Origin of the sequence: Microbispora sp. GKU 823, from assembly GCF_002027145.1 — a bacterium.
Lineage (GTDB): Bacteria > Actinomycetota > Actinomycetes > Streptosporangiales > Streptosporangiaceae > Microbispora > Microbispora siamensis.
The window spans coordinates 1-21,481 of record NZ_MWJN01000133.1 but is presented as its reverse complement, the minus strand read 5'-3'; the positions used below and the strand labels follow the sequence as shown (position 1 = coordinate 21,481).

Below are 21,481 nucleotides of genomic sequence, written 5' to 3'. Positions count from 1 at the left end.
CCGGGTCCGGACCCGGGCCGCGGCGAACATCCCGGCGCGGAAGGCCGGCCGGAGACGAGCCCGGAGACGGGCGCGCCGCCGGGAACGGACACGGACGGGCATCCGGGAACGGCAACCGGCCCGCAGCCGGGCCTGGGGGCCGGCGTTCCTTCCGCCACCGAGACAGGCGCGGACCCGGGCACGCCAGGCGGCCCAGAGATCGGCAGGGAGATCGGCAGGGAGATCGGCGGGGAGGCGATGCGGCCGTGAGCGAACCCCAGGAGGTGCTGGTCCGCCGGGAGCAGGCGGGCGGCGTGGCCACGATCACGCTCGACTCGCCGCACAACCGCAACGCCTTGTCGTCCCGGCTGCTGCGGCAGCTCGACGACGCCCTGTCGTGGGCGCTGGACGAGCCCGCCGTACGGGTCGTCGTGCTGACCGGCACGGGACCGGTGTTCTGCGCGGGCGCCGACCTGAAGGAGCAGCGCGGCGGAGGGGCGCCGGTCACCGCGTCGTTCCCCGACATCATGCTGCGGATCTGGGAGAGCCCGAAGCCGGTCGTGTGCCGCCTGAACGGCACGGCGCGAGCGGGCGGCCTCGGCCTGGTGGCGGCCTGCGACTTCGCCGTAGCCCCGGTGACCGCGTCGTTCGCCTTCACCGAGGTGCGGCTCGGCGTGGTCCCCGCGATGATCGCGGTCACCTGCCTGCGCCGCCTGGAGCCCCGGGCCGCGGCCGAGTACTTCCTGACCGGAGAGGTCTTCACCGCCGAACGGGCGGTGGAGATCGGCCTGCTGACCCGGGCCGTCCCGGAGGAGGACCTCGACGCGACCGTGGCGCACTACACCGGCATGCTGCTGCGCGGCGGCCCCGAGGCGCTGGCGATCACCAAGCGGCTCGTGCGGGAGGTGCCGCTGCTGCCGGTCGATGAGGGGTTCCGCGCGATGGCCGCCCTGTCGGCCGAGCGCTTCACCTCACAGGAGGGGCAGGAGGGCATCCGGGCGTTCGCGGAGAAGCGGCCCGCCGCCTGGGTTCCCTCCGAGGCCCCGGCCGCGGAAGCCGGGCGATGACGGCGGAGGCCGGCGGCCGGGACCGGTGCGGGTCGCGAACTGCGGCGGTTTCTACGGCGACCGGCTGTCGGCCGCCCGGGAGATGGTCGAAGGCGGGCCGATCGACGTGCTGACCGGTGACTGGCTGGCCGAGCTCACCATGTCGATCCTCGCCGGCAACCGGCTCAAGGGCCGCCCCGGCTACGCCCGTACGTTCCTCACCCAGATGGAGCAGGTCCTCGGCACCTGTCTCGACCGGGGAATCAGAGTCGTCGCCAACGCGGGCGGCCTCGATCCGGCCGGTTGCGCGGAGGCGGTCTCGGCCCTGGCCCACCGGCTCGGGCTGCGCGCGGCCGTCGCCCACGTCACCGGCGACGACCTCATGCCGCTCGCCGAGCCGCCGGTCAACGCGGACACGGGCGAGACCCTGCGGGCGACCCCGCTCACCGCCAACGCCTACCTCGGCGGCCGGCCGATCGCGGTGGCGCTGGAGCACGGCGCGGACGTCGTCGTCACCGGGCGGGTCACCGACGCGGCGCTGGTCACCGGGCCAGGCATGTGGTGGTTCGGCTGGGAACCTGGCGACCTCGACCCGCTGGCCGGTTCCGTCGTCGCCGGGCATGTGATCGAGTGCGGCTGCCAGGCGACCGGCGGCAACTACGCCTTCTTCGAGGAGGTGCCGGACCTCGCCCACTGCGGCTTCCCCATCGCCGAGCTGTACGCCGACGGGTCGAGCGTGATCACCAAGCACCCCGGCACCGGCGGGCTGGTCTCGACCGGCACCGTGACCGCGCAACTGCTGTACGAGATCGCCTCGCCCCGCTACCTCGGGCCGGACGTCACCGCCCGGTTCGACACCATCCGGCTGGAGCAGGAGGGGCCCGACCGGGTCAGGATCACGGGAGTGCGCGGCGAGCCCCCGCCGGACACGCTGAAGGTCGCCGTCACCTACCTCGGCGGCTATCGCAACACGATGACGCTCGTGCTGACCGGCCTCGACATCGCGGCCAAGGCCCGGATCGCGCAGGAGGCGGTCTGGGCGCGCGTCCCCCGCGAGTCGTTCGAGCAGGTCCACGTGGAGCTGACCCCCCTGGGCGCGGCCGAGAGCGGCGGGGGTGCAGAGGTGAACAGCGGGGGCGACGCCGGGACCGCGTTGCTGCGGATCACGGTCATGGACCCCGATCCGAGCAGGGCCGGGCGGGCGTTCTCCTCCGCCGTGGTGGAGACCGGCCTGGCGAGCTACCCCGGCTTCTACGGCCTGACGCCGCCCGGCGACGCCTCCCCCTACGGCGTCTACTGGCCCTCGTCGGCCGACCCGCGGACCGTGCTCCCGGTGGTGACCGTGGACGGAGTCCGCGTCGAGGTGCCGCACCTGCCGCCGCCGGGCCCGGTGCTGGGCGAACAGGCGGGCGGGCCGCCCCCCGGCGACGCGGCCGGCGCCGCGGTTCCGCCGTACGCGGGGGATCTCACGGCCGGGCCGGTCGCGCCGCTCGGCACGGTCGTCGGCGCCCGCTCGGGCGACAAGGGCGGCGACGCCAACCTCGGCGTCTGGGCGCGCGACCCCGCCCGGTATCCGTGGCTCGCGGCGTTCCTGACCGTGGACCGGCTCAGGGACCTGCTGCCGGAGGTCGGCGACCTGCCGATCGAGCGGTTCGCGCTGCCGAACCTGCACGCGCTCAACTTCGTCGTCCACGGACTGCTGGGCAGAGGCGTCGCGGCCAGCCCGCTCCTCGACGCCCAGGCGAAGGCGCTCGGCGAGCGTCTCCGCGCCGTGTGCGTGCCCGTTCCCTCCTGACTAGGATTGCGCGCGATCGGTGCGAATTGGGGGGAAGGACATGCGATTGCGCTTTCTCGGCTCCACGTCGGAGGCGGGGGCCTGTCCCTCCCTCTACGAGACCGACCGCGGCACGATCGTCGTCCAGGGCCTGGAGGTCGTGGACCGCGAGGCCCGCGCCGAGATCGCCCTGCGGGTCCTGCCCGATCGCCGTTGAGAGCTTCCCTCTGGCATGATCCGGCGTGCCGGGTCTACCTTGGACCGCACCACGGCCGGAGGTGGCATTGAGCGGTTTCCATCAGGCCCGCATGGACCTGGGAGCCCAGCTACGCCGGTTGCGGGAGAACGCCCGTCTGTCCGGGAAGGACCTCGCCGAGCGGCTGCGCTGGCAGCCGTCGAAGGTCTCGCGGATCGAGAACGCCCGCCAGACCGCGACCGAGGACGACGTGGCCCTGTGGGGGAAGGCCGTGGACGCCGACCCGCAGACGATCGACGGCCTGATCCGGCAGGCGGCCGGCCTGCTGAAGCGGCATGACTCCTGGCGCCAGCGGCACAGGAACGGCCTCGCCGCGCTGCAGGAGGACGTCCGCGACATGGAGGCGCGCACGCGGCTGTTCCGGGCCTTCGAGCCGGGCGTGGTGATCGGCCTGCTGCAGACCACCGAGTACGCCCGGCACATCTTCGGCAAGGTCAGGCGGGTGTACGAGTCCACCGACGACGTGGACGACGCGATCCGCGTCCGCATGCGGCGCCAGGAGATCCTGTACGACCCGTCACGGCGGTTCCGGTTCGTCATGCCGGAGGCGGTGCTGCGTTACCGGCTCGCGCCGCCGGACGTGATGCGCGGCCAGCTCGACCGGCTGATCGCGGTGACCACGCTGCCGAACGTGGAGTTCGGGCTGCTCCCCTTCGAGGCGCAGTTGCCGTCGGCGCTGATGAACTCGTTCTGGATCTACGACGACTGTATGGTCGGAGTGGCGACCAGGACCAGGGACCTGCTGCTGCGCGACGCCGAGGACGTCGCCTTCTACGCGCAGGCGTTCGAGGAGTTCTGCGAGGTGGCGGCCTTCCGTGACGAGGCGAGGGCGCTGATCGTGCGCGCCCTCGACGACTACGCCCGGCCGAGCTGAACTGCGCCACCTGAACTGCGCCGCCTGAACTGTGCGCCGCGCCGATCCGGCCGCCGTACGCCCACCGCGAGGCGCCGCCGGTGGGCCCGTGGGCCCGGAGGCCACTGAGCCGGTCAGAGCTCGGCGGCGAGCGCGCGAAGCCCGGCGATCACCTCCGCGCCGCTGGGCGCCTGGTCCGGATCCACCAGCCATTGCAGCATCAGGCCGGTCAGCAGGGCGAGCGGCACCGAACCGCCGAGTCCTTCCCGCCCCTCGCGCTGCCCCTTGGCGAGGTGCTCGCGTACCTCCGGTGACCGCTCGGCCTGCACCACGGCCTCGAGCTGGGCCACCCACAACGCCCGATGAGTGGTGAAGCTGTCGATCAGCGCCTGCCAGCCATCCTCGGGTTTGCCGGACGGCGTACGGGAGGCGAGTTCCTGGGAGAGCTCGTCGACCGCTTCCACCAGGGCCTGGGTGAGCAGGGCGTCCTTGGAGCCGAAGTGGTAGCCGATGGCGGCGTGGCTGACTCCGGCGGCCGAGGCGATGTCGCGGACGGTCGTGTGCGCCCAGCCGCGTTCGATCAGGCACCGCTTGGCCCCGGCCAGCAGATCCTCTCGGTTTCCCATGCCGCGCAGCATACCGGATTGTTTGACCAAATGGTTTATCCAAACGGTTTGACCAAATGGACAAATCCGGGCTACGGTCGTGCCATGACCACGACGAAGGTTCTGATCTCGGGTGCGAGCGTGGCCGGACCCGCCCTTGCCTACTTCCTGCACCGTGACGGCCACGAGGTGACGGTGGTCGAGCGCGCGCCGGACCTGCGCGACAGCGGCTACGCCGTGGACTTCCGGGGCGCGGCGTTCGACGTGCTGGAGGAGATGGGCATCCTCTCCGAGCTCCGCGAACACGACACGAGAATGAGCGGCACCATCCTGATCGACGAGGAGGGCGCGGAGATCGGGCGCCTGCCCGCCGAGGCGTTCGCCGGTGAGCTGGAGGTGCCCAAGCGGGAGCTGACCCGCATCCTGCACCGCATCACCGCCGACGACGTGACGTACGTGTTCGACGACTCGATCAGCGCGCTGACCCAGCACGAGCCCGGCGTCCACGGGTCCGGGGTCCACGGGTCTGGAGTGACGGTCGAGTTCGAAAGCGGCGCCACCCGCGAGTTCGACCTGGTGTTCGGCGCCGACGGCGTGTACTCGAAGGTCAGGCGGCTGGCCTTCGGCCCGCACGCCGAGGCGGTTCGGCACCTGGGCCTTTCGGGTGCCGGCTTCAGCACCGAGAACCATCTCGGCCTGCACCGCAGCGGAATGCTGCAGCACGGCAAGGACAGGGCGATCTTCCTGCTCAGCGCGGGAGACGCCGACCGGCTCACGGTCAGCCTCTCCTTCTCCACCGACTCACCCGCACTCGACAGGCGGCCCCGGCACGAGCAGGAGCAGGCGGTGCGGGCGGCCTTCGCCGGGCGCGGCTGGCTGGTGCCCCGGCTGCTGGAGGCGATGAGCGAGGCCGACGACTTCTACTTCTCCTCTACCTGCCAGGTCCACCTGGACCGCTGGTCGTCGGGCCGGATCGCCCTGGTCGGCGACGCGGGGTACTGCGCCGCGCCGACCAGCGGCATGGGCACCTCACAGGCGCTGATCGGCGCCCGGACGCTGGCACGCGCCCTGGCCTCGGCGGGCGGCGACCACGCGGCCGCCTTCGCCGCGTACGAGGCGGAACTGCGGCCCTACGTGGCGGAGAACCAGGCGTTGGGCCAGGAGACCGCCGCGACGATGTTCGGCGGCGGTGGAAGCGCCCCCGCGGGCGTGCACAGCGCGTAGCGCCCCTCGTCCTCCTCGGCACTCCGGGTGCGGGACGGGTCGCGGCCCGCCCCGGCCGCGACCGTCCCGCCTCACTCCCCCGCGGCCGCCCGTCACTTCCCCAGGGCGGTCTGCAGGTCCATGACGTGGTCCTGGGTCTGCTGCAACAGCGGGCGCAGCGCCTCGGCCACGTCGCTCAGGCCGAGCTCCTGGGCCTGCTCCACGCGCTCGCGGTAGCGGCGCAGCTGCTCCTGCTCCAACTCCAGGTCGAGCCGGAGGGCGTCGGCGCCGTCGGTCGCCACCGGCACCTCGGGAACGCGGACGCTCGGGACGCCGCCGAGGAAGTCGATCTGCTCGGCCAGGGTGCTCGCGTGGTTGAGCTCCTGGCCGAGGTGCTGCTTGAGCTCCTCGATGATCGACAGGTACTCCGCGCCCTTGATCGTGGCCGCGTGCTGCACGTACTGCACGATCGAGCGGTACTCGCTCTCCAGGTCCTCGTTGAGCAGGGCGATGAAGCCCTCCGTGTCCATGGGAGTCCTTTCGTCGGTCGGCTCGGAAGGCCCATCACGTACCCGCTGAGGAGGCGGCCGAACGCCGTCAGCCCAGCTTGTAGAGCGAGGAGCCGCTACCGTCCGTGCCCCCGTATTCCGTGGCCTGGACCTGCGTGCCGTGCGCCTTCACCCATGCGGTGACCTCCGAGCTCGCGCCGCGAGAGGGCCCGAAACCGCCGTCGCCGATCAGGATGTACGCGAGCTTCCCCTCGGCCACGTACCGCTGCAGCTTCTCGACCGTCATCGCCGGGTCGGACCCGGTGAACCCGCCCATCGCGATGACCGGCTCGCCGGTGGACAAGATCAGCGACGACGCGCTCTGCGCGCTGTCCACCGCCACCAGCCAGGTGGCGCTCCCCTTGTTCCGCTTCAGGTACGCCGCCATCGCCGCGTCCACCTGGCCGCCGGGACCGCGCATGCCGCGTCCGCCCTGCTGCCGGTTCCCCTCCTGCGTATTCCCCTCCTGCGCGTTCCCGTCCTTCCCCACTGGCGGGTTCATGCCGCCCACTCCGCCGGGGCCGCCGAAGCCGGCGCGGCCGAAGGGTCCTCCCATGCCCTGCGAAGGCCCCGCCGTGGGGTTGCTGCCGTTCACCGCCGCGCCCAGCGGCGTCACCGCGTACGCCGCCGGACCGGCCAGCCCGGCCGCGACCGCCGCAGCCAGCGCCACCACCGTGATCGCCGTGGCGGCGCGCGCCGCGCCTTGGCGATGGACCACCAGGGCGAGCACCGCGACCGCCGTGCCGGCCACGACGGCCCAGGCGAGCCACGGCACGAACTCCGGCGTACGGCGCAGCACGACGAACGACCAGGCCCCGGTCACGGCGACCGCGGCGGCCAGGATCAGCCGCCAGACGGCCGAGGCGCGTGCCGCCCGCCACATCAGCACGCCGCCGATGCCGGTCAGCGCGGCGACCGCGGGAGCCATCGCGGTCGTGTAGTACGGATGGAAGGTGCCGCTGGAGAAGCTGAAGACGGCGTAGTGGACGACGAGCCAGCCGCCCCATAGCAGCAGCGACGCGCGCACCGCGTCCTTCCCCGTGTCCTTCGACGGCCCGGGGCCCGGCCTGGCGACCAGGACGAGGCCGCAGACGAGCGCCACGGCGGCGAACGGGAGCAGCCAGGAGATCTGTCCCGCCATGACATCGTTGAACAGCCTGCCCGCGCCCGAGGCCCCGCCGAAGCCGCCGTCGGCGCCACCACCCGGGCCGCCGCCGAAGGCCCGCGTCACGCCTTCAGGGACATCGGCGGGAAGTCTTCCCGGGCCGCCGCCGTTGCCCTCGCCGCCGAAGATCCGGCCCAGGCCGTTGTACCCGATCACCAGGTCCCAGACGGTGTTGTCCGTGCTGCCGCCGATGTACGGCCGCAAGGACGCGGGCCACCGGTCGACCACGACCATCCACCATCCGCTGGTGACCACGAGGACCGCCCCGGCGGCCAGGAGGCGCCCGATCCGGCGTACGAACGTCCCCGGCGCGGCGTAGAGGTAGGTCGGCGCGAACGCCGGCAGCACGAGGTACGCCTGGAGCATCTTGGTGTTGAAGGCGAGGCCCACCAGCACGGCGGTGACCAGCAACGTGCGCAGGCGCCCGGTGCGGATCGCCTCCAGGCAGCACCATCCGGCCGCGACCAGCAGCAGCACCAGGACGGTGTCGGGGTTGTTGTCCCTGTTGATGGCCACGGTGATGGGGGTCAGCGTCATGACGAGCGCCGCCAGCAGGGCCGCGGCCCCGGCCGCACGTGCACCGAGCCCGCGCAGCGCCCGCCGTACGGCGGAGTGGACCAGGGCGACCGACGCCACCCCGGCAGCCGCCTGCGGCAGCAGCATGCTCCACGTGCCGAACCCGAAGATCCGGGCCGGCAGGCCCATCACCCACAGCGCGAAGGGCGGCTTGTCGACCGTGATGTACGACCCGGCGTCCAGCGCCCCGAAGAAGAACGCCTTCCAGCTCTTCGTGCCGGAGTAGATCGCGGCGGCGTAGTAGTCGTTGGCGTACCCGTTGCGGCCGAGCGCCCACGTGTAGAGCACGGAGGCGAGGACGAGGACGGCCCACTTCCCCCAGCGCAGGAGCGGGGTCACCCTGTCCGCCGGGCCCCGGTGGCTTATCGGGGTCACGGAGGCGAGGAGGGTCATCGGGAGTCCTTCCGGGGCGCGAAGACCCAGGATCGCAGGAGCAGGAAGCGCAGCAGGGTGGCGAGGCCGCTCGCCACGATGACGGCGGCCAGCTCGGCCGCCCGTGACGCGCCGCCGGGCAGCGCGGCCAGGCCGCCGCTGGTCAGCGCGAGGCCCGCGACGAACGCGACGAGCCCGCCGAGGTGATGCCGCAGGGCCCCCGCCCGGCCCCGTACGCCGAAGGTGAAGCGGCGGTTGGCCGCGGTGTTGGCGACGGCGGTGACGAACAACGCGATGGCGTTGGCCGCCACGGGCGGCAGCACCGAGCGCAGCAGCCAGAACAGCGCCAGGTGCGCCACGGTGCTGATCGCCCCGATCACCGCGAACGTGGGGATCTGCGTGCGCACCGACGTCCGGGACGGCGGCGGGGCGGGGGCCGCGAGGCTCCCCCGGGCGACCCGCCACATGCCCCTGAGGTCGTCCACGGCCGTCCTGACGATGTCCACCCGGCTGTCGGGGTCGTCCACCCAGTCGACCGGCACCTCGTGGATGCGCAGCCCGTGCTGCTCGGCCAGCAGCAGCAGCTCGGTGTCGAAGAACCACGCCTCGTCCTGCACGGCGGGCAGCAGGGCCTGCACGACCTCGGTGCGGGCCGCCTTGAACCCGCACTGCGCGTCGGAGAAGCGCGCCCCCATGAGCGAGCGCAGCAGTAGGTTGTACGACCTGGAGATGATCTCACGCTTCGGGCCGCGCACCACGTTGGACCACGGGGACAGGCGCGTCCCGATCGCCAGGTCGCTGTGGCCGGTCATCAGCGGCGCGATCAGCGGGAGGAACGCGTCCAGGTCGGTCGACAGGTCCACGTCCATGTAGCCGACCACGTCGGCGTCGCTGGACTCCCACACCCGCCGCAGCGCCCGGCCCCGGCCCTTCTGGTCGAGGTGGACGGCCCGCACCCCCGGCAGCTCCCGGGCCAGCCGCTGGGCGATCGTCCACGTGCCGTCCGTGCTCGCGTTGTCGGCGATCGTCACGCGGAAGCCGTACGGGAAGTCGCCGCTCAGGTAGGCGTGCAGCCGCCCCACGCTCGCGGCCAGGACCCGTTCCTCGTTGTACACGGGAACGACAACCTCGACCAGGCGGGTCCTGCGGGACGCCCCCGCCGCCGGCCCGGAAACCATCGTCATGCTCATGCCGCCTCCTCGCCCGACGGCTCGGAGTGGCGTCGCGCCGGAGGCGCGCCGATGACGTCGGCGCAAATCGCGCTGTGCCTATTGAGTCGCTCGCTTCGCTCGCTCATGGGCCCACGCTCGCGGGCGGGCATGGGACGGCCCTGAGGCGTTCCTTAACCCCGCATGAATTGCGCCCACGGCAGCCTGGCGCGGCGGGGCGCTCTCGGCCGGGCGCTCCTCCCAGCCGCCCGGGTTGCCGCCGTACGGGCGCGGGCTTCGGCCGGAGCCTTGCCGTGCCGCCGCCCGGACGGCGACGGCACCTCCTCCGATCGGCCGTGGCACCCTCGCTCCATCGGCCGGAGGTGCCTCCTGCTCGCGGAGGAGACCGCCCGGGCCGTGACCAGGGTTTCGTGGGTGATCCCTCTGATGCGGGGCTCCCTCGTACGTCCGATCGTGGTGCCGCGGAACCGGGAGCCCGGACTCCGCGGATCGAAGGAGCAACGTGAAACCACGACACATCCACACCGCCGTCGCCCTGTGCATGAGCGTCTCGATGCCGGCGGCGCTCGCCGCGCCGGCCGCCGCGGCCGTCGAGCCGCGTCATAACAGCCGGCCGGGCCTGCAGAAACTGCTGGACCGGATCGTGGCCGGGGGGAGCGGTCGCCGCGATCGCCGAGGTCCGCGACGGGAGCACCACCTGGCGGGGGAGCCGCAGGCAGGGCGAGGATCGACCGCCCCCAGCCGGCCAGGGGCGGACGGCCGCTTCCGTGCGGGAAGCGTGACCAAGTCGTTCACTGCCACCGTGGTGCTCCAGCTCGTGGGAGAAGGGAAGCTGGAGCTGTCCGACAGCGTGGAGCAGTGGCTGCCGGGACTCGTCGGCCAGGGCGGCACGATCACGGTCAGGAACCTCCTCCAGCACACGAGCGGCATTCCGGAGTACGCGACCGGCCTGTTCGACGAGGACGGCGTCCTCAAGGACCGCTACCGCACCTGGACCGCCAGGGAGCTGGTGGAACGGGCGGAGGAACACCCGCACGAGTTCCCTGCGGGAACCAGGTTCGGCTACTCCAACACGAACTACATCGTGCTCGGCATGCTGATCGAGCGGGTCACCGGCAGGCCGTACGCGAGCGAGATCCGGGAGCGGATCCTGCGGCCGCTGGGACTCGGGCACACCCTTCTGCCCGGCACGTCCCCCGAGGTGCCGGGCGCGCACCCGCACGCCTATGTGCGGGTCGTCGAGGGCGGCGAGGTCGTCCCCGTCGACGTCACGCGATTCAACGCGACGGTGGCCGGCGCGGCCGGTTCGATCATCTCCACCACCGCGGACCTCAACCGGTTCTACCGCGCCCTGCTGGGCGGCGAGTTGCTCGGGCCCGCTCTGCTGAAGGAGATGAAGGATCCTGGCGGTGCCATGGAGTACGGGCTGGGACTCGAGGTGGCCTCTCTGCCCTGCGGCGTCGCGTACGGCCACGGCGGTGGCACGAACGGCTATTCGACGGTGGCGTTCAGTTCCCCCGACGGCACGCGCCAGCTCGCACTGTCGATGACCCCGTACTCCGACGATCGGAAGCGAGCGGCCATGGCCCTGCTGACCTCGGCACTCTGCCCTCCGCAGCGATAACGCGCGCGCTCCACGGCCGGGCCTGCACCCGGCCGATGCCCCGGCGCGGCCCCCGCCACGGATCCGGATCGCCGGTCAGACGATCGGGGGACGGCCCGCAGGGGTGAGCCGCGCCACCGTGGCCCAGGACATGGGGCTGCGCTGCCCGTGCCCGCCCTTCAGGCCCTCGCGCAGCCCACGGAACCAGACGGCGAGGTTCGCGCGGGAGCGGATCCTGGCGATGCTGACCACGGTCCAGACGGCGAGGTAGACGGGGATGAGCGGGGCGGGGAGCCGGCGGTAGGCGAGCCACACCCGGTTGCGCGCGACGAGGCGGTAGAAGGGGGCGTGCCTGGCGGGGTTCGTCGCGGGGTGGTGGATGACGACGTCCGGCGCGTAGTGGCCGGTGCGCCCGAGGTCCCACAGCCGCCAGCTCAGGTCGACGCCCTCGTGGAAGAGGAAGAAGTGTCCCGGCCATCCGCCGGCCTGCTCGTAGTCGGCGCGGCGGATGAGGACGACGCCTTCGGCCATGACGGTGATGGTGCCCGGCCGGGTGGCCGTGCCGGCGCGCAGGCGAGGCACCCAGCGGCGCAGCGTGACCCCGGTGCCGGGATCGGCGATGCGCGGCTGGATGTACGCCGCCCCGGGGTGGCGGCGGGCGACGGCGATGAGCCGGGCGAGGGTGTCGGTGGCGGGCAGGACGGCGTCGTTGTCGAGGAAGAAGACGAACTCGCCGGCGTCCGGCCCGGCGAGGGCGTCGGCGCCGGCGTTCCGCCCGGCGGGGATGCCCTCGTTGACGGGCAGGACCACTGTACGGACCCCGGCGGGCACGTGATCAGGCTGTACGCCGTTGCCGACGATGACCACGCGCAGGTCGACGTCCCGCTGGGCCAGGAGGGATTCCATGGCCCGTTCGAACGGCTCGGGCCGGTCGTTCATGGTGAGCACCACCACGTCGACGGTGGCCTTCGGGCTGGTCATCCTGTCGCGTCTCCCGGACGGGCTCGGCATGTGGTTGAGTGAGCGGGATCTCGTCATGCGTCGTTCCCGTCGCGTTCAACCCGCCACCCTAGTGGTCGTCACCTGCGTATTCCGGCGAATCGGGGACGCCCGGGCACGATCGACAGGCCGAGACCGGAGCCGGGCAGGCTGCGCGCCGACGGCGAGCGCCAGAACCGCCACGGTTCCAGGGCCTCGTGAGGGGCATCCCTTGGAGGCGCGAGAGGCCGCCCAGGCTGAAGATGACCGGAGGGCGTTCCGCGCGCTTGAGCCGCGCCACGGTGGTCCCCCACCGGAGCGCCCTGCTCACTCCTCCTGACCGCCCGCGGAAACGGCGGCCTCGTCCGGGGTGAGGTCGTCCAAGGTCGCGGGACGGCCCTCGCAGCGGGAGTCGGGCGGGATCGCCACGGGCGCGGGAGCCAGCCAGGAAAGGGCGTTCTGCTCGACGTTCCACTCATGAAGGTGGACGGTGGTGTGCGGGACCGCGCCCGGCTCCGGGCAAAGCACCTGGGACACCAGCAGGTCGTTGCGTACGAAGCGGACCGTGCCGGAGCGTTCGAGGATGGTGACGAGACGGTCGTCGCTGGCGATCACATAGCCGATCGTGACCTGTTCGGCCCCGCCGTCCGGTTCGGCGGCGATCTCCACGGCCGTGAGCGGCAGGATCGGCGAGCGCAGCACCACCACTCCGGCCACCACCGGAAAGAGCACGGCGAGCGTCCAGGTCAGGCCGTGCACCACCAGTGGCGCGGCGGGCGCGGGGACCGGCCCGGTGACCAGCGGGGCGAGCACCGGAGGTGTGGTGAGCAGGATCAGTGTGGAGACGTCGCCCTGTTCCAGTGCCTGCATGATCGCCGGACGGAGCACCAGGAGGACGAGCACGCCGGAGAGCACCGGCAGCACCAGGCAGACGGCCCGGATCCACGCGTGGTCCAGTGGGCGGCGTTCCCGCACGGTCAGCCCGGCCACCGCGAGCGCGAGCATGAGCAGAGTCGGCAGGAAACGGAGCTGCCAGCCGAGCAGCCCGACGCCCACGGCCACCGCGACCACCCAGTCGGGCACTCGGTCGGCGGCCCGCGCCACCCAGACGGAGCGCCGGGTGCTGAGCCGGTACAGCGGCCCGAGCACCCGGCCGGCCAGCACCACGGCGGGCAGCACCCAAACAAGCGTCAGCAGCACCGTGGTGAGCAGACCGAGCGGGCTGACGTACTGCACGAGCAGCAGCAGCGTCTGCGTGTCCTGCCGGCTGGCGTACCACAGCCGCATCACCAGCAGCACCAGCGGGAAGGCGGGCAGGAGCGTCAGCACCCACTCCTGGTTGCGCTGCGGCGCGCGGACCCTGCCGGTGTTCCCGGCGTCAGCAGCCATCGTCCGAAAGGGCTCGCTGCCACGGCCAGCGGCGAACCTCCGGGGCCTTCACGCACGGTTGGGTGCTCTGGGCCACGTTCACCCCCGGATTCGCCGCCAGCAGCGGGCGGATATGCCGGTCGTAGGCCTCTTCCCACATCCTGTTCTGGGGGTCGGCATAGGAGCGGTACAACGCGAGCTCGACCAGGGTGCGCAGGGCGGTGTTGGTGCCCGCGTTCACCCCCCACATCTCGGTCTTCTCCAGCCCGATGTCGTGGTGTCTGAACTTCCCGCCGGACCGGGCGACGAACCCGGCCATGATCGCGGCGTCCGTGCTGACGGCGTCGTACAGGTGATTCTCCAGCCCCTCGAAGCAGGCGCTGATCTTGTTTTCGGCGGTCACCTTGGCACCGCTCTCGACCAGCGGATTCTCCGAGGTCGAGGTGCCGAGGGTGCAGACCTTCTCGCCGTTGAGCTGGCCGAGGGAGGTCACTCGGGGATGGTCGGCCCGTGTCACCACCGACTGCTCGGTGAACAGATAAGGGCTGGAGAAGCCGACCGACGGATCCTGCAACCGAGCGGGGGTGATGCTGAACGTCGCCACCACCAGGTCGACGGTGACGAAGTTCCCGCTGGCGTCGGTGGCCTGGCGGCGGGCCCGGTCCTCGGTCTCGATGGACAGGAACTCCACTTGCTCGGGCCGGAAACCGAGCTCGCCGGCGATCATGTAGGCGATGTCGATGTCGAAGCCGGAAAACGCGCCGGTCTTGTCGCGCAGGGCGATGCCCGGAGTGTCGTCCTTCACCCCGATCAAGAGCTTCTTCTTCCCCGTCAGCCGGGCCTGCTCGCGTAACTCGGCCTCTGTCGGCGGCCCGGGGGCGACAACGATGTAGCCGCCGACCAGAACCGCGGCCAGGATGGCGGCCAGCCAGCCGTACAGCCGCAGCCAGTCTCCTCGGCGGCGAGCAGTCGGTTCGGTCGTCCCCGGCGCCGGCATCGGCTCGGCGATCGGCGCAGCGGGTTCCGTTTCGGGCTGCACCCTCCGCGGCTGCCGTCCGAATCGCTTCCCTAACCTCACCGGAACTGCCTCCGTCGCACCGTCCAGCCCACCATTTTCCCGGAGATCATTCGGAAAAGGGTATTCCCTTTCAGCCAGTGATTCCGGAAAGCGAGAACCCCCGTGAGCAAGTCGTGCACGTCGAGAGTCGCCACGGCCGGCTCGGGCCGCATCCGCGGCACGAACCGGCCGGGTCAGGCGTCCGGAGAGGTCCCGGGGAGTTCGACCGTGGCGAGCGTGCCGCCGCCGGGCGCGTTCTCGATCGCGACCCGTCCCCCGGCGTCCCGTACGGCCTGCGCCACGATCGACAGGCCGAGACCCGAGCCGGGCAGGCTGCGCGCCGACGGGGAGCGCCAGAACCGCTCGAAGACGTGCGGCAGCTCGTCCTCGGGGATGCCCGGACCCTCGTCGCGCACGGTCAGCACGCCGCCCTTGAGCCGCACGGTCACCAGGCCCCCGGGCGGGCTGAACTTCACGGCGTTGTCGAGCACGTTCACCGCGGCCCGCTGCAAACCCCGGGCGTCCCCGTGGACCTGCCACGGCTCCAGGTCGACGTCGAAGCGCAGCCCGGGGCCGCGCCGCCTGGCCCGCTCGACCGCCGACGCCACCACCTCGTGCAGGTCGATGTCGGACGACAGCTCGCCGCTCTCCGCCTTCCTCGACAGTTCGAGCAGGTCGCCGATGAGGCTCGACATCTCCTCGAACTGCTCCTTGACGTTCGTCAGCAGCCGCCGCTTGGCCGAGGGCTCGATGGCGCGGCCGGTGTTCTCGCTGCGCAACAGCAGGTCGATGTTGGTGCGCAGGCTCGTCAGCGGGGTGCGCAGCTCGTGCCCGGCGTCGGCGACGAGCCGACGCTGGCGTTCCTGGGAGCTGGACAGGGCGGCGGTCATGGTGTTGAACGACCGGCTGAGGCGGGCTATCTCGTCCTCCCCCTCCACCGGGATCGTCACACTCAGGTCCTCCGTCCTGGCCACGTGCTCGACCGCGCGGGTCAGCCGCCCCACCGGGCGCAGGGCCGTACGGGCCAGCCAGAGGCCGGCCACGGCGGCCCCGAGCACGCCGAGCACGCAGACCGAGCCGAAGACGAGGGCGAGGATGCGGAGCGTCTGGTCCATCTCCGCGGTGGAGCGGAACACGCTGACCGTCACCGGGCCCTGCGGCAGGGGCGGCTCCGCGAACTGCGCGGCGTCCCCGGGCGGGCCGCCGAGGCGCGGCTCATACCTGAAGGTGTAGACGAGCACGGAGGTGCCGTCGGTGGTGACCGCGTCGCGCAGCACGGGCGTGCCGCCGGAGACGGCCATCGCCCGCTCCCGCGCCGTCGGCGTCACCTGCGTGGAACCGGACGCGACGCACACCGAGCCGTCCGCCAGGACGACCTGCCAGCTGCGCCCGGAGGGGTCCCAGTCGGGCCTCGGGTGGCCCTCCCTGCGTCCCTGACCGGCGCAGTCCCGCAGCGCGAACCCGACCTGCTGCGCCGGCGGCTGCAGGTGCGTGATCGAGCCGACGATCTGGCCGCGCATCTCGCCGCGGACGAGCAGCCAGCACACCGCCGCCGCCACCGCGACGGCCAGGGCGACCGCGGCCGCGATCAGCAGCGTGAGCCGGGACCGGAGCGAACGCCGTCTCACGGCGACGACCGGAGCACGTAGCCCACGCCGCGCACGGTGTGGATCAGGCGGGGCAGCCCGCCCGCCTCGGTCTTGCGCCGCAGGTACATCACGTACACGTCGAGCGAGTTCGACGACGGCTCGAAGTCGAAGCCCCACACCTCTCGCAGGATCTGCTCGCGGGTGAGCACCTGGCGGGGGTGGGTGAGGAACAGTTCGAGCAGCAGGTGCTCGGTGCGGGTGAGGTCGAGCCTGCGGCCTGCCCTGGTGACCTCCCAGCTCACGGTGTCCATGCGCAGGTCGCCGAAGGCGAGGACGTCGCCGCCGCTGTCGTTCTGCGCGTACTGCCCGCCGCGCCGCAGCAGCGCCCGCACCCGGGCGAGCAGCTCGTCGAGTTCGAACGGCTTCACCAGGTAGTCGTCCGCCCCGGCGTCCAGACCGGAGACGCGGTCGCCGACGGCGTCGCGCGCGGTCAGCATGAGGACGGGGAGCCGGTTGCCCGAGGCGCGCAGCCGGCGGCAGGCGGTCAGCCCGTCGAGCCGGGGCATCATGACGTCGAGGAGCACCGCGTCGTACGCGCCCCCGTTCTGTGCCCCGCGGTCGAGGAGGTCGAGCGCGGTCAGCCCGTCGGCGGCGGTCTCGACCGTGTAGCCCTCGAACTCCAGGCTGCTGCGCAGCGCCTCCCTGAGGGCGGGCTCGTCGTCCACTACCAGCAGTTTCGCCGATTCCTCACGCACCGGCACAAGCTACCCGAGCGTCATGAAGGTTCCGTTAAGACCGCCATCGCGGCGTTGTGACCGGGGATGCCGCTGACACCACCGCCGCGCCGGGCGCCCGCGCCGCACAGCAGCACCCGCTCGTGCGCCGTCTCCACGCCCCACGGACCGTGGTCGCCCTCCTCGCCGTACGGCCAGGACAGGTCGTGGTGGAAGATGTGGCCGCCGGGCAGGCCCGCGTCCCGCTCCAGGTCGAGCGGGGTCTTGACCTCCAGGCAGGGCTCGCCCGAGGGTGCGCGCAGCAGGCAGTCCTCGATGGGCTCGGCGAGCACGGAGTCCATCGAGGCGAGCGTGCGGGCCAGCGCCTCCCGCTTGGCCGCCGGGTCGGCGAACAGGCGCGCCGGCATGTGCAGGCCGAACAGCGTCATCGTGTGCGCCCCCGCCTCCCGCAGCTCCGGGCCAAGGATCGAGGGGTCGGTGAGCGAGTGGCAGTAGACCTCCGCGGGCGGCAGGTCCGGCACCTTCCCCGCGGCGGCCTGCGCGTACGCCGCGGCGAGCTGGTCGCGGCTCTCGTTGATGTGGAAGGTGCCGCTGAACGCCTCGGCGGGGTCCACCGCGGGGTCGCGCAGCCGGGGCAGCCGCGACAGCACCATGTTGATCTTCAGCTGGGCGCCCTCGGGCCGCTCGGGCGTCTCCCCGAGCAGCCGGGCGAGCACGGCGGGCGGCAGGTTGGCCAGCACCCTCCCCGCGGTCACCGCATGCTCCGCGCCGTCGTCGAACGTGACCTCCCCGATACCGGGGTCGATCGCCAGCACCTCGGCCGCCGTGCGGATCTCGGCGCCGTGCCGCCGGGCGACCTCGGCGAGTTCGGTGGTCACCGCGCCCATGCCGCCGACCGGCACGTTCCAGTCGCCCGTGCCGTCGCCGATGACGTGATAGAGGAAGCACCGGTTGGCCAGCAGGTCGGTGGCCGGATCGGCGAAGGTGCCGATCAGGGCGTCGGTGAGGACGACCCCGCGCACCGTGTCGTCGGCGAACCGCTCGTCCACGACCTCGCCGATGGGCCGTTCGAACAGGTCGCGCCACGCCTCGTCGTCCCCCACGACCTCCCGCAGGGCCGTACGGCCGCGCAGCGGTTCGAGCAGCGTCGGCGCGACCCGCCTGGCCACGTGGGCGGTCATCCCGTAGAACCGCTCCCAGGCCTCCAGGTCGTGCCGTCCCCCGGTGACCGCCTCGAAGGAGGCGGCGGTGCGCGCGGCGTCCTCGTTGTCCACGAGCAGTCCGGTGTCGCCGGCCGGGGTGTAGGAGGCGAAGCGGCGGCGGCGCAGGCCGAGGCGCAGCCCGAGGTCTTTCACGATCTTCGTGGGCAGCAGGCTGACCAGGTAGGAGTAGCGCGACAGCCGCGCGTCCACGCCGGGGAACGCGCGGGCCGACACGGCGAGGCCGCCCACGTGGCCGAGGCGTTCCAGGACCAGCACGCTGCGCCCGGCCCTGGCGAGGTAGGCCGCGGCGACGAGGCCGTTGTGCCCGGCGCCGGCGATGACGACGTCGTAGTGCGAGCGTGACATGGAGCGTTCTCCCCGGTCGTACGTGGCTCGGTGTCGCGGTTGTATGCGGGCCGTCGGCGGGTCGTGGCGGCGGGCGTGGGAGGGTCTTGAGGGGTGACGGGAGGATGTGGCGTCGGCGGACCTGAGCGGATGCCCGCAACGTATCGCAAGATCCCCCGCAAGACCCGGGCAGAATATGCCGAAGCGGACAATCCTCCGCCAACGAAAGAACCCCAAGCGGGAAACAAACCGAGCGATCCGGAGGGGCGCGCCGCCGGTCTGGACTGAGGAGCGCGCGGGAGCGAAGCGACCAGAGCGCGACGAGGGAAGACGGCGGAAGTGAGCGCACCGATGGTGAGCGGGAAACACAGGAGAGACATGCGCGTTTCCGATGAGGTCGCCGAGGCGCTGGCCACCGGCCGTCCGGTCGTCGCCCTGGAGTCCACCATCATCTCCCACGGGCTTCCCCAGCCCCGCAACCTCCAGGTCGCCCTCGAACTGGAGGACCTCGTCCGGCAGGCGGGGGCCGTGCCGGCGACGGTGGCGGTGCTGGACGGCGTCCCCCGGGTGGGCCTGGACAAGGACGGGCTGGAGCGGATCGCGACCGAGCCGGGCCTGCGCAAGCTCGGCTTCCGCGACCTCGCCCCGGCCGCCGCGCTCGGGCTGAGCGGAGCCACGACCGTCTCCGGCACCTCGTTCCTGGCCGCCAGGGCGGGTGTGCGGGTGTTCGCCACCGGGGGTCTCGGCGGCGTCCACCGCGGCTGGACCACGGTGCAGGACGAATCCGCCGACATCGACACGCTCAGCCGCACCAGGATCACGGTCGTGTGCGCCGGGGTGAAGTCGATCCTCGACGTGCCCGCGACGCTCCAGCGGCTGGAGACCAAGCAGGTCACGGTCGTCGGCTACCGGACCGACGAGTTTCCCGGCTTCTACCTGCACAGCTCCGGAGAGCCGGTCGACTGGCGCGTCGAGACGCCGCAGGAGGCCGCCGGCATCATGCGCGCCCAGGACACGCTCGGCGGGCTGGACACGGCGCTGATCGTGGCCAACCCGGTTCCGGCCGATCTCCAGCTCGACCCGGACCTGCACGACCGGGTGCTCGCGGAGGGCCTGCGCGCCGCCGAGGAGCGCGGGGTCACCGGGCAGGCCATCACCCCGTTCCTGCTGGAATATCTGGTCGAGGGCACGGGTGGCGCGTCGCTGGAGGCCAACCTCGCGGCCGTACGCGGCAACACCCGCCTGGCCGGGGAGATCGCGGCCGCCTGGGCGGCCGGGTGAGCGGTCTGCTGGTGATCGGCGACGTGGTCACCGACGTCGTCGCGCTGCACGACGGCCCCGCGGCCACCGGCACCGACACGCCCGCCGACATCGCGTTGCGCCCGGGCGGCTCGGGGGCGAACACCGCCTCCTGGGCCGCCCGGCTCGGCGCCGACACCCGCCTGCTGGCGCGGGCCGGGTACGACACCGGCGAGTGGCACGCGGCCCAGCTGACCAAGGCCGGGGTCCGGCCGCACCTGCGGATCGACCCGGAGCGGCCCTCCGCCGTGGTGATCGCCATGGTGGACTCCACCGGGGAGCGGTCCATGCTCACCAACCGCGGGGCGAGCGCCCACATCGGGGTCGGCGACTGGACGCCGGACCTGCTCGACGGGGTCGGGCACCTGCACCTGTCGGCGTACACGATGTTCGCCGAGCCGGGCCTGGAACTCGTGCAGCTCGCCATGCGCGAGGCCGGCGGGCGCGGGATCCCCGTCAGCGTCGATCCGGCCTCCTGCGGGCCCCTGCGCGCGTTCGGCACCGAGCGGTTCCTCCGCGAGACCGCCCCGGCGAGCGTCGTGATCCCCAACCTGGAGGAGGCGCTGCTGCTCGCGGACGCCGCGGATCCCGAGGCGGCGGCCCGCACGCTCAGCGCCCACTACGGCACGGCGGTGGTCAAGCTCGGGGCCGGCGGTGCCCTGCTGGCCCGCGATGGCCGTATAGTCGCCAGAGCGGCCGCGCCCTCGGCGGAGGTGGTCGACTCGACGGGCGCGGGAGACGCGTTCGCCGCCGGGTTCCTGGTCGCCTCGATGGCCGGGAACACACCCGAGGAAGCCCTGCGCAAGGGATGTGAGGCGGGCGCGGCGGCGGTCGCGCAGGTCGGCGCCCGGCCGGATCCTGGGAACTTTACCCTATTGACACCAATTGCTGGTTTGCGGCGTAAGCTGCACCATTAGCAACATGCGTCACTCTCGGGAGGGTGCGGTCATACCGATGGACGCCGAGTCAACGATCTGCCTGAGCGACCTGGTCCCGGCCCTGCGCTGGAGCCGTCCTCAGCAGGTGGCCGAGATGCTGGCCGACCCGCGCCTGCCCGGCGGCTGGTGGGCCTCCGTCGGGATCGGCCGCGCGATGCGGGCGACCGGCGTTGACTGGCTCTGCGAGCGGCTCGCCCGCCTCGCCGTCGGCCGCTGGGATCACCTGCCCCTCACCGACCTGCTCCCGGCGCTCCAGGTGCACACCGTGGACCCGGCCATGCCCGGCTGGCCCGATCCCGTACGCACGGTGGTCAACCACCTCGGCGGGTGGTATCGGCTGCGCCGCCTCACGCCGTGCGATCTCCAGGCCCCGGCCGCTCCCGCGTCGCCCGAGGTCCTCCTGACCACGGTGTTCCGGGAGGTGTTCGGGCGCCTGGAGAGCGAGCTGGCGTCCGGTCGGCCCGAGCAGGCGCTCGCGGGAGGCAAGCCCGCGACCCCGGCACAGGTCCAGGCACAGGCACAGGCGCCCGCCGGTCCCGCCTCCGAGCCCGTCCCCCAGGCCGCACCCGGGACGACCTCGCAGCCGTTCCCGCCAGGCCGCACCCGGGACGACCTCGCAGCCGTTCCCCCAGGCGGGGACCTCCTCCCAGCCCTTCCCGCAGGTCGCCGCCCCGGGGACCACCTCGCAGCCGTTCGCCCGGCCCGCCGCGCCGGCGCCCGGACAGGCCGCCGAGACGCCCATAGCCCGTAAGTGTGCTCCGGTGTGGTGCCGAGCTGATCCAGGACCTCCTGCCATTCGCGCCGGGCGTCATGGTCGTCGCG

19 protein-coding genes and 1 pseudogene are annotated in these 21,481 nt (G+C 72.7%); 10 read left to right on the top strand and 10 right to left on the bottom strand.

Annotated elements, in window-relative coordinates; all coding sequences use genetic code 11:
* The 5 genes and pseudogenes from B1L11_RS49090 to B1L11_RS40055 all read left to right on the top strand — a co-directional run.
* Positions 1–249 (top strand): annotated as a pseudogene (locus tag B1L11_RS49090) (hypothetical protein); the annotation flags it as partial.
* Positions 246–1,046 carry an enoyl-CoA hydratase-related protein gene (locus tag B1L11_RS40065; RefSeq protein ID WP_179155544.1) on the top strand — a complete coding sequence of 267 codons (801 nt, stop codon included), beginning with the start codon at positions 246–248 and terminating at the stop codon, positions 1,044–1,046. The pseudogene B1L11_RS49090 and the gene B1L11_RS40065, both read left to right, overlap by 4 nt.
* 25 nt (positions 1,047–1,071) lie before the next feature.
* Positions 1,072–2,820, top strand: a complete 1,749-nt coding sequence (locus B1L11_RS40060) for an acyclic terpene utilization AtuA family protein (protein ID WP_079320441.1) — start codon at positions 1,072–1,074, stop codon at positions 2,818–2,820.
* A gap of 40 nt (positions 2,821–2,860) precedes the next feature.
* The gene (locus B1L11_RS47570) at positions 2,861–3,016 is read left to right on the top strand and encodes a hypothetical protein (RefSeq protein WP_179155543.1); all 156 of its coding nucleotides are present in this window, start codon (positions 2,861–2,863) and stop codon (positions 3,014–3,016) included.
* A gap of 91 nt (positions 3,017–3,107) precedes the next feature.
* Positions 3,108–3,929 (top strand): helix-turn-helix transcriptional regulator, encoded by an 822-nt coding sequence (locus B1L11_RS40055; protein ID WP_256863294.1) that lies wholly within the window; start codon positions 3,108–3,110, stop codon positions 3,927–3,929.
* 113 nt (positions 3,930–4,042) lie between these two features.
* Here the strand turns inward: B1L11_RS40055 and B1L11_RS40050 are convergent, their stop codons facing one another.
* Entirely contained in the window at positions 4,043–4,534 is a 492-nt protein-coding gene (locus tag B1L11_RS40050; protein ID WP_079320444.1) for a TetR/AcrR family transcriptional regulator, read from the bottom strand.
* Between the two features lie 84 nt (positions 4,535–4,618).
* Between B1L11_RS40050 and B1L11_RS40045 the strand changes: the two genes are divergently transcribed.
* The gene (locus tag B1L11_RS40045) at positions 4,619–5,737 is read left to right on the top strand and encodes an FAD-dependent monooxygenase (protein ID WP_079320439.1); all 1,119 of its coding nucleotides are present in this window, start codon (positions 4,619–4,621) and stop codon (positions 5,735–5,737) included.
* 92 nt (positions 5,738–5,829) lie between these two features.
* Here B1L11_RS40045 and B1L11_RS40040 read toward each other — a convergent pair whose 3' ends face one another.
* The 3 genes from B1L11_RS40040 to B1L11_RS40030 form a co-directional block, all read right to left on the bottom strand.
* A complete protein-coding gene (locus B1L11_RS40040; protein WP_079320438.1) occupies positions 5,830–6,246 on the bottom strand; it encodes a bacterioferritin in 417 nt (138 codons plus the stop codon).
* Positions 6,247–6,313: 67 nt separating this feature from the next.
* Positions 6,314–8,398 carry a glycosyltransferase family 39 protein gene (locus B1L11_RS40035; RefSeq protein WP_079320437.1) on the bottom strand — a complete coding sequence of 695 codons (2,085 nt, stop codon included), beginning with the start codon at positions 8,396–8,398 and terminating at the stop codon, positions 6,314–6,316.
* A complete protein-coding gene (locus B1L11_RS40030; RefSeq protein WP_256863293.1) occupies positions 8,395–9,567 on the bottom strand; it encodes a bifunctional glycosyltransferase family 2/GtrA family protein in 1,173 nt (390 codons plus the stop codon). Before B1L11_RS40030 ends, B1L11_RS40035 begins: the two co-directional genes overlap by 4 nt.
* A gap of 481 nt (positions 9,568–10,048) precedes the next feature.
* Between B1L11_RS40030 and B1L11_RS40025 the strand changes: the two genes are divergently transcribed.
* Entirely contained in the window at positions 10,049–11,170 is a 1,122-nt protein-coding gene (locus B1L11_RS40025) for a serine hydrolase (RefSeq protein ID WP_143737889.1), read from the top strand.
* A gap of 75 nt (positions 11,171–11,245) precedes the next feature.
* Here the strand turns inward: B1L11_RS40025 and B1L11_RS40020 are convergent, their stop codons facing one another.
* The 6 genes from B1L11_RS40020 to B1L11_RS39995 form a co-directional block, all read right to left on the bottom strand.
* Positions 11,246–12,130: a glycosyltransferase family 2 protein gene (locus tag B1L11_RS40020; RefSeq protein ID WP_079320435.1), complete on the bottom strand. Its 885-nt coding sequence runs from the start codon at positions 12,128–12,130 to the stop codon at positions 11,246–11,248.
* 324 nt (positions 12,131–12,454) lie between these two features.
* Positions 12,455–13,516 carry a hypothetical protein gene (locus tag B1L11_RS40015; protein ID WP_079320434.1) on the bottom strand — a complete coding sequence of 354 codons (1,062 nt, stop codon included), beginning with the start codon at positions 13,514–13,516 and terminating at the stop codon, positions 12,455–12,457.
* A complete protein-coding gene (locus tag B1L11_RS40010) occupies positions 13,506–14,534 on the bottom strand; it encodes a transporter substrate-binding domain-containing protein (protein WP_143737887.1) in 1,029 nt (342 codons plus the stop codon). Before B1L11_RS40010 ends, B1L11_RS40015 begins: the two co-directional genes overlap by 11 nt.
* A gap of 212 nt (positions 14,535–14,746) precedes the next feature.
* Positions 14,747–16,180, bottom strand: a complete 1,434-nt coding sequence (locus tag B1L11_RS40005; RefSeq protein ID WP_079320432.1) for a cell wall metabolism sensor histidine kinase WalK — start codon at positions 16,178–16,180, stop codon at positions 14,747–14,749.
* Positions 16,177–16,896, bottom strand: coding sequence for a response regulator transcription factor (locus B1L11_RS40000; protein WP_179155542.1), 720 nt, complete (start codon positions 16,894–16,896; stop codon positions 16,177–16,179). The genes B1L11_RS40005 and B1L11_RS40000 overlap by 4 nt, the downstream gene beginning before the upstream one ends.
* A gap of 20 nt (positions 16,897–16,916) precedes the next feature.
* The gene (locus tag B1L11_RS39995) at positions 16,917–18,443 is read right to left on the bottom strand and encodes an NAD(P)/FAD-dependent oxidoreductase (protein WP_079320431.1); all 1,527 of its coding nucleotides are present in this window, start codon (positions 18,441–18,443) and stop codon (positions 16,917–16,919) included.
* 357 nt (positions 18,444–18,800) lie between these two features.
* Between B1L11_RS39995 and B1L11_RS39990 the strand changes: the two genes are divergently transcribed.
* Genes B1L11_RS39990 through B1L11_RS39980 form a run of 3 tightly spaced genes read left to right on the top strand, consistent with a single transcriptional unit; the run spans position 18,801 to position 21,410 of the window.
* Positions 18,801–19,703 carry a pseudouridine-5'-phosphate glycosidase gene (locus B1L11_RS39990; protein WP_079320430.1) on the top strand — a complete coding sequence of 301 codons (903 nt, stop codon included), beginning with the start codon at positions 18,801–18,803 and terminating at the stop codon, positions 19,701–19,703.
* Positions 19,700–20,638 (top strand): carbohydrate kinase family protein, encoded by a 939-nt coding sequence (locus B1L11_RS39985; protein WP_079320429.1) that lies wholly within the window; start codon positions 19,700–19,702, stop codon positions 20,636–20,638. The genes B1L11_RS39990 and B1L11_RS39985 overlap by 4 nt, the downstream gene beginning before the upstream one ends.
* A gap of 37 nt (positions 20,639–20,675) precedes the next feature.
* Complete coding sequence (locus B1L11_RS39980) at positions 20,676–21,410, top strand: hypothetical protein (protein ID WP_079320428.1); 735 nt, start codon at positions 20,676–20,678, stop codon at positions 21,408–21,410.
* The last annotated feature ends 71 nt before the right edge of the window (positions 21,411–21,481 follow it).